Genomic DNA, 7,477 nt, shown 5'->3' with positions numbered 1-7,477 from the left:
GCCGCGGCCCGCGCGATCCTCAGCGAGACCGTCATCCGGCGCGGCTCCGATCCGCTGCCCGTGCGCGACCCGTTGCCGGTCGTGCTGCCGCAGCAGCTGGCCGAACAGCTGGCCGCCGCGCACCAGGCGCAGGTCGAGGCACAGCAACAGCAGATGGCCGCCCAGGCCGCCGCGGGCCAGACTCCGGTGCGCGCGCAACCGCAGACGCTGCCGCCACAACCGCGGCGCGGCGCCGACGGGTCCGCGATGCAACAGCTCGGATTGAACTGACCTCTGCCGCAAGCGCGCCGGTCACAGCGCGGACGCGTTGCGCTCCTCGCGGCCGTTTGTCTGTGAAGTGAGGCCGGTGAACGGTCTCACTTCGGGGACGCGAGGGTCTGCGCGTGATCCGGGTGGCCGGGTTTCGATCGAAGACCGGGCCGGTCAATCGAAGGCGGTGAATCCGGTGTCGCCAAGGATCGCCGGATCTGCGCCGAGTTCGGCCAGCGTCGTGCGGAACAGCCGCGCGTGCGGGATCAGCCGCGCCCACTCCTCGGCCACCGCGAGCGGATGGACCGGGTCGTCCTCCGCGGTGACCACCGCGACCGGCACGTCGACGGTGGCGAGCCGGTCGGTGCTCGGCCATTTATAGTCGGCGGCCTCCTCCAGTGCCCGCGGCAGGTGCGGCCACTGGGCGCGCCAGGACTGGGTCAGCGCGTCGGCCAGCCAGCGCGGGCTGCTGGCCCGCATCCGCGCGATGACGGCCTCCAAGCCGTCGGCGCGCAGTTGTCCGGCGGTCACGGCGGCAGAGAGCGCAGCGGGGCAGCGAGCGGTGTCCGAACCCGTCCACGCGGGCAGCGCGGCGACCACGCCGGCGGTGGACTCAGGGTGCGCGCCCGCCCATTCGAGCGCGATCGCCGCGCCCAGCGAGATGCCCGCCGCGAGCACCGGTCCACGCGCGGCGGCCGCGTCCAGCGCGGCGTGACAGCTCGCGACGACTGCCAGCGGGTCGGGCTCCACCGCGATCAGCTCGAACCCGCGAGCCGCGCTCGCGGGACCGAATGCGCGCCTGGCGAAATCGGCGTCGGAGCCGGTGCCCGGCAGCGCGACGACGAGGGGAACCGCAGGTCGTGTGGCCCTCGTGACATGTGGGGTCTCGAACACCGGGTCGAGCGTAGCGGGGGTGGCCATGGGCATCTACAGTGGCGGGTGTACGGCCACAGCCGGTCGTCACAGAACAACCACGATGACGTGTGACCCGCGCCATCTGTGCTAGCAGGAGAGCGTGCAATGCCATCCGCAGCCTCAGGGTACTTCCGACGTCTGGGCCGCAGGCTGACCGAGGACATCGACCAACTCGATGCCGAGGAGCTGGCCGAGACCGCCGAGGCGTCGGGCGCGTGTCGGGCGTCCGAGTGTCGCCGTGGAGACGAAGCGACGATGCTCGGTCGTCTACGCAGTGTGGAGGCCTGCCCCAAGTCGGCGGGCGCCAGTGTCCAGGCAGAATTCTTCGACGGTACCGATGCCATCACCTTGGTGTGGATCGGCCGCAGGCGCATTCCCGGCATCGAACCGGGGCGGCGCATCCTGGTCCGCGGCCGGGTCGGCGATCGCGACGGCCGTAAGGTGATCTTCAACCCCTACTACGAATTGCGCGGGAACAGCTGACACGTATGCCATCGAGCAACGACCACGGTGCCGACCTCGGCACGCCGACCGATATCGAGCGACCGATCGACGCCGCGGTTCCCGGCCGCGCATACGCCGAGGCCGACCGGTCGGCGTCCGAACATGGGGAACCCGCAGGACCGTCGCTGCTCGAGCAGCTGGGCGGCTTCAGCGGCCTGATCTACTCCACGCTGCCGGTGCTCGTCTTCGTTCCCGTGAACACCCTCGCCGGGCTCACCGCCGCGATCTGGACGGCGCTCGGCGTCGCGGCCGCCGTGCTGGTGTGGCGGCTGGTGCGCCGCAGCCCGGTGCAGCCCGCGATCTCCGGCTTCCTCGGTGTCGGCGTCTGCGCGCTGATCGCCTACCGGGTAGGTGAGGCCAAGGGCTTCTTCCTGTTCGGGATCTACACCAGCCTCATCTACGCGGGAGTCTTCCTCGCCTCGATCCTGGTGCGCCGCCCACTGGTCGGCGTGATCTGGGGCGTGCTCAACGGCCACGGCTCCGACTGGCGCTCCGATCGCAGGGCCGTGCGCCTCTACGACCTGGCGACCGCCACCTTCGTCGTGGTCTTCGCGGCCAGGTACCTGGTCCAGTCCCAGCTCTATGACACCGACCGCACCGGGTGGCTCGCGGTCGCCAGGATCGGGATGGGCTGGCCGCTGACCGCCGTCGCCTTCGCGGTCACCATCTGGGCCGTGCGCAGGGCCGGTCATCTGCCGCGCACCTCCACCGAAACCGCCTGAGCCAGAACAGGGTGGCGCCTGTCCCACCGCAGAGGTGGGTCACTCTCCACCCTGGGGTACCTGGCCGGTGAGCCGAGTTCATCGGACGATCGTTTGCGAGAGGGAAAACGCAACGATCGGCTAGAAAGGACTCGGACATTGGCTACCGAGCACACGGTTTCGACCACCAAGACCCACGCGCACACCAGCCCCGCGCTGTCGGAAAGCCGCCGGGTGGCGGGGGAACTGGACAAGCTGATCGGCCCGGCCGCAGCGGGCGACAAGAAGGCGGTGTCGGAGATCGTGCGGGTGGTTCATCCGCTGGTCCGCCGCTATTGCGGTGCGCGCCTCGGCAACACGGCCCACCTCCAGGTCACCGCGGACGACGTCGTGCAGGAGATCCTGCTGGCCACCGTGAACGCCATCCCGCGCTACAAGGATCAGGGCAAGTCCTTCCTGGCCTTCGTCTACGGCATCGCGGCCAACAAGATCGCCGACGCGTACCGGCGCTCGCAGATGCACCCGACCTACCCGGTGGCCGACGTCCCGGACGCCCCCTCGTCGGCGGCGGGACCGGAAGAATGGGCGCTCGCGCTCGAGCGTCGCACGGCCACAAGGGAATTGATGAAAGTGCTGGCACCGGCGCACCGCGAGGTGCTGGTCATGCGGATCGTGCTCGGCTGGTCGGCCGCGCAGACCGCCGAGGCCATCGGCACCAGCCCCGGCGTGGTCAGGGTGATGCAGCATCGCGCCCTCAGCAAGCTGCGGGCGCAGCTCGAAATGGCCGCCTGAGCCCGATCCGCGGCAGCAAACCGTATCGGGGAGTTATGGCTTGATGCCGTGGTCGGCCAGCGCCACCCGCAGATCTTCCTCGGCTTCCACCGAGGTCACGAACAACAGCTCGTCCTCGCCCTCGAAAGGGTCGTCGCCTTGCGGCACGATCACCCGCCCGCCGCGCAGGATCGTCACCAGCGCGGCGTCGCGCGGGAGGGTCAGCGTGCGCACCGGTTTGCCCGCCAGACCGGTGTCGGCGGGCAGGGTGATCTCGACCAGGTTCGCCTGTCCCTGGCGCAGCGTCATCAGCCGGACCAGATCGCCGACCGAGACCGCCTCCTCGACGAGGGAGGCGAGCAGGCGCGGGGTCGAGACCGCCACGTCGACGCCCCACGACCCGTCGAAGAGCCATTCGTTGCGCGGATCGTTCACCCTCGCGACCACCCGGCGCACACCGAACTCGGTCTTGGCGAGCAGGCTGTGCACCAGGTTCGCCTTGTCGTCGCCGGTCGCGGCGATGACCACCTCGTAGGTCTCCAGCCCCGCCTCCTCCAGCAGCGCCAGTTCACACGCGTCGGCGTGCACCCAGACCGCGTCCGGAATGGCGTCCGGGTCGATGTGCTCGAGCTGACGCTCGAGCAGCATCACCGTGTGTCCGCTGCGTAGCAGTTCCCGGGCAATCGATCGGCCGACGGCGCCTGCCCCGGCGATGGCCACCTTCATGATCAGTCCTCGCTAGCAGGGGGCTTGCCGGCCAGCGCGACGGCCTCGCCGACGTTGCCGGAGTTCGCGGCGACGTAGACGACGTCGTCGGCCTGGACGATGGTCTTGTTGTCGGGAAGCAGACCCTGCCCGAACCGGATGATGAACGCGACCCGGACGGCGATCTCGCGTTCCAGGTCGCGCACCGTGCGCCCGTACCATTCCTCGTGCAACGTCAGCTGAGTCACCGCGAACGTTCCGGTGGGGTCGCGCCAAGTGGTGGTGCTGGAATCGCCGACGAGCGTGCGCATGAAGCGGTCGGTGGTCCACGGCACGGTGGCGATGGTCGGAATGCCGAGCCGCTCGTAGACCGCGGCGCGCTTGGCGTCGTAGATCCGGGCCACGACGCGCTCGACGCCGAAGGTCTCGCGGGCCACCCTGGCCGAGATGATGTTGGAGTTGTCGCCGGAGGAGACCGCGGCGAACGCGTCGGCCCGCTCGATTCCGGCGCGCGTCAGCACATCCCGGTCGAAGCCGACACCGACCAAGCGCTCGCCGGGGAAGTCGTCACCGAGCCGCAGGAACGCGCTCGGATCCCGGTCGATCACGGTGACCTCGTGGCCAACCCGGACCAGGGCGCGGGCCAGCGACGAACCGACGCGTCCGCATCCCATGATCACTACGTACACCGTGCAACCTCGCTCCTGGACCGCTGACGTTCGGTCTGTTTGCCTATCCGCAGAACCGTACCCGCCGGATGTGTCCATGGCCCACTTTCCCCCTCCGGTGGGTGGGCAAACCTGTTTGTGACACGTGTGCCTGCACAGACGCGCAGGCACACCCCACGGGCGATCACCGGCCGGGGGATCTATGCTCGCTCCAGTGTCCAAGTTGACGACAGCAGCCAAGCGGATGCTGCTGGGTAGGCCCTTCCGTAGCGATTCGCTGGGGCACACGCTGCTGCCGAAGCGAATCGCGCTGCCGGTGTTCGCCTCCGACGCCATGTCGTCGGTCGCCTACGCGCCGGAGGAAATCTTCCTCGTGCTCTCGACGGCGGGCGTCTCGGCCTACCTGTACGCGCCGTGGGTGGGTCTCGCGGTCGCCTTCGTCATGGCCGTCGTGGTGGCCAGTTACCGCCAGAACGTGCACGCCTACCCTTCCGGCGGCGGTGACTACGAGGTCGCGACCACCAATCTGGGGCCGACCGCCGGGCTCACCGTCGGCAGCGCCCTGCTGGTCGATTACGTTCTCACCGTGGCGGTGTCGATCTCCTCGGCCGCGTCCAACATCGGCTCGGCCATCCCGTTCGTGGCCACTCACAAAGTGTTGTTCGCGGTGGTGGCGATCGCCCTGCTCACCGCGATTAACCTGCGCGGCGTTCGGGAATCGGGCAAGGCGTTCGCGATCCCGACCTACGCGTTCATCTTCGGCATGGGCATCATGCTGGCCTGGGGCCTGTTCCGCATCGTGGTGCTCGGCGAGGACCTGCAAGCCGAGTCGGCCGGGTTCCAGCTGAAAGCGGAGGACGAGCACCTGTACGGCCTCGCGTTCGCCTTCCTGATCGCACGCGCGTTCTCCTCGGGCTGCGCCGCGCTGACCGGTGTGGAGGCGATCAGCAACGGCGTGCCCGCGTTCCGCAAGCCCAAGTCGCGCAACGCCGCGACCACGCTGCTGATGCTGGGCAGCATCGCGATCGTGCTGCTGATGGGCATCATCATCCTGGCGCAGAAGATCGGCATCGTGTACGCCCACGACACCGACCACCTGATCGGAGCCCCTGACGACTATCAACAGAAGACGCTGATCGCCCAGCTCGCCGAGACGGTGTTCCAGGGCTTCCCGATCGGCTTCTTCTTCATCACCACGGTCACCGCGCTGATCCTGGTGCTCGCCGCCAACACGGCCTTCAACGGTTTCCCTGTGCTCGGTTCGATTCTGGCCCAGGACCGTTACCTGCCGCGCCAGCTGCACACCCGCGGCGACCGGCTGGCCTTCAGCAACGGCATCCTGTTCCTTTCCGGTGCCGCGATCGCGTTCGTCGTCGTGTTCGGCGCCGAGGTCACCAAGCTCATCCAGCTCTACATCGTCGGCGTCTTCGTCTCGTTCGTGCTGAGCCAGACCGGCATGCTGCGGCACTGGACGCGGTTGCTGCGCACCGAGACCGACCCGGCGCAGCGGTCGAGGATGCATCGCTCCCGGGTGATCAACGCGGTCGGCCTCAGCGCCACCGGCGTCGTGCTGATCATCGTGCTCATCACCAAGTTCTTCGCGGGCGCGTGGATCGCGATCCTGACCATGGTGTCGATCTTCGTGGTGATGAAGATGATCCGCCGGCACTACGACTCGGTCGCCAGGGAGCTCGACGAGCACGAGTGGGACGGCGTGCTGCCGAGCCGCTCGCATTCGATCGTGCTGGTCTCGCGGCTGCACCTGCCCACCCGCAGGGCGCTGGCCTACGCTCGCGCCACCCGGCCGGACACGCTGGAGGCGATCACGGTGAACGTCGACGAGGCCGATACCAGGGCGCTGGTGCGAGAATGGGAGAACAGCGACATCAGCGTGCCGCTGAAGGTGATCGAATCGCCCTACCGCGAGATCACCAAGCCGGTGCTCGACTACGTCAAGCGGGTGCGCCGTGACGCGCCGCGCGACGTGGTGACGGTGTTCATCCCCGAGTACGTGGTCGGCCACTGGTGGGAGACGGTGCTGCACAACCAGAGCGCGCTGCGACTCAAGGGCAGGCTGCTGTTCGAGCCGGGCGTCATGGTGACGTCGGTGCCGTGGCAGTTGAGCTCGTCGACGACGCGGGCCAGGCAGGTGGGCGAGATCAACGCGCCCGGCGCGGTGCGGCGCGGCTACGAGGACCGGGTATGAGCGAACGGAGTGAGCGAATCATGTGCCGGCGCGCACCGCGCATGCCGGAGCCGAGCGCTGGCGAGGCGCAGGTATGACCGCGCGGCATCGGCGCACCGCGACCGGGTACCGGCGATGACCGACTGGTTCGGCCGGACCTTCGACCTGCGGCTCGGCCCGCCGGGGCACGGCGGGTTCTGCGTCGGCAGGCACGAGGGCCGGGTCGTGTTCGTGCGGCACGGGCTGCCCGGTGAGCTGGTGCGCGCGACGGTCACCGAGGATCGCGGCGGATCGTTCTGCCGCGCCGACGCCGTGCGGATCCTGGAGCCTTCGCCGGATCGAGTGCCCGCCACCTGCCCGGTCTCCGGGCCGGGCGGCGCTGGCTGCTGCGATTTCTCGCACGCCACTCCCGCCGCCCAGCGTGGGCTGAAGGCCGCGGTGGTCGCCGAGCAACTGCGCAGGCTAGCGGGTATCGAGCGCGAGGTGACCGTCGAACCGATCGCCGGATACCCGGACGACGCGTCCGGCGGCTGGCGCACCAGGATCCGGCTCCCGGTCGATGCCGAGGGGCGGGCCGGTGTGCACCGCTATCGCAGCACCGAGGTGATCGCGGATCTGCGCTGCCCGCAACCGGTTCCTGGAGCGATGGACGGCATCGCCGACCGCATCTGGACGCCAGGCGCCGATCTGGTCGTCACCGTGGACGGCGACGGGGTGCGGCACCTGGTCGAACTGCCGCCCGCCGAGCAGGCGACGCCGCGGCGCGGCAGGCGGCACGG

General features: G+C 69.5%; 9 protein-coding genes. 6 read left to right on the top strand and 3 right to left on the bottom strand.

Annotated features, from left to right (window positions below; all coding sequences use genetic code 11):
* A partial coding sequence (locus NX1_RS24955) for a DUF3710 domain-containing protein (protein ID WP_157120038.1) occupies positions 1-270 on the top strand: 270 nt, incomplete at its 5' end.
* A 153-nt stretch (positions 271-423) separates the two neighbouring features.
* Here NX1_RS24955 and NX1_RS24950 read toward each other — a convergent pair.
* Complete coding sequence (locus tag NX1_RS24950; RefSeq protein ID WP_068063981.1) at positions 424-1,170, bottom strand: alpha/beta fold hydrolase; 747 nt, start codon at positions 1,168-1,170, stop codon at positions 424-426.
* Between the two features lie 99 nt (positions 1,171-1,269).
* Between NX1_RS24950 and NX1_RS24945 the strand changes: the two genes are divergently transcribed.
* The 3 genes from NX1_RS24945 (at position 1,270) to NX1_RS24935 (ending at position 3,161) form a co-directional block, all read left to right on the top strand.
* Positions 1,270-1,647, top strand: coding sequence for an OB-fold nucleic acid binding domain-containing protein (locus tag NX1_RS24945; RefSeq protein ID WP_068063979.1), 378 nt, complete (start codon positions 1,270-1,272; stop codon positions 1,645-1,647).
* Positions 1,648-1,652: 5 nt separating this feature from the next.
* Entirely contained in the window at positions 1,653-2,390 is a 738-nt protein-coding gene (locus tag NX1_RS24940; RefSeq protein ID WP_084501738.1) for a DUF3159 domain-containing protein, read from the top strand.
* A gap of 138 nt (positions 2,391-2,528) precedes the next feature.
* Positions 2,529-3,161 (top strand): sigma-70 family RNA polymerase sigma factor, encoded by a 633-nt coding sequence (locus NX1_RS24935; protein ID WP_084501737.1) that lies wholly within the window; start codon positions 2,529-2,531, stop codon positions 3,159-3,161.
* Between the two features lie 33 nt (positions 3,162-3,194).
* Here NX1_RS24935 and NX1_RS24930 read toward each other — a convergent pair whose 3' ends face one another.
* Both NX1_RS24930 and NX1_RS24925 read right to left on the bottom strand, forming a co-directional pair.
* Positions 3,195-3,866, bottom strand: coding sequence for a potassium channel family protein (locus NX1_RS24930; RefSeq protein ID WP_068063978.1), 672 nt, complete (start codon positions 3,864-3,866; stop codon positions 3,195-3,197).
* Between the two features lie 2 nt (positions 3,867-3,868).
* Positions 3,869-4,534 carry a potassium channel family protein gene (locus NX1_RS24925; protein ID WP_068063977.1) on the bottom strand — a complete coding sequence of 222 codons (666 nt, stop codon included), beginning with the start codon at positions 4,532-4,534 and terminating at the stop codon, positions 3,869-3,871.
* A 193-nt stretch (positions 4,535-4,727) separates the two neighbouring features.
* On the opposite strand from NX1_RS24925, the gene NX1_RS24920 reads away from it, so the two are divergent.
* Both NX1_RS24920 and NX1_RS24915 read left to right on the top strand, forming a co-directional pair.
* A complete protein-coding gene (locus NX1_RS24920) occupies positions 4,728-6,719 on the top strand; it encodes an APC family permease (RefSeq protein WP_068063975.1) in 1,992 nt (663 codons plus the stop codon).
* 114 nt (positions 6,720-6,833) lie between these two features.
* The coding region (locus NX1_RS24915; protein WP_157120036.1) for a TRAM domain-containing protein at positions 6,834-7,477 on the top strand (644 nt) is incomplete at its 3' end.

Origin of the sequence: Nocardia xishanensis NBRC 101358 (assembly GCF_001613365.1) — a bacterium.
Taxonomy (GTDB): Bacteria; Actinomycetota; Actinomycetes; order Mycobacteriales; family Mycobacteriaceae; genus Nocardia; species Nocardia xishanensis.
This window is presented reverse-complemented; position numbering and strand designations above follow the sequence as displayed.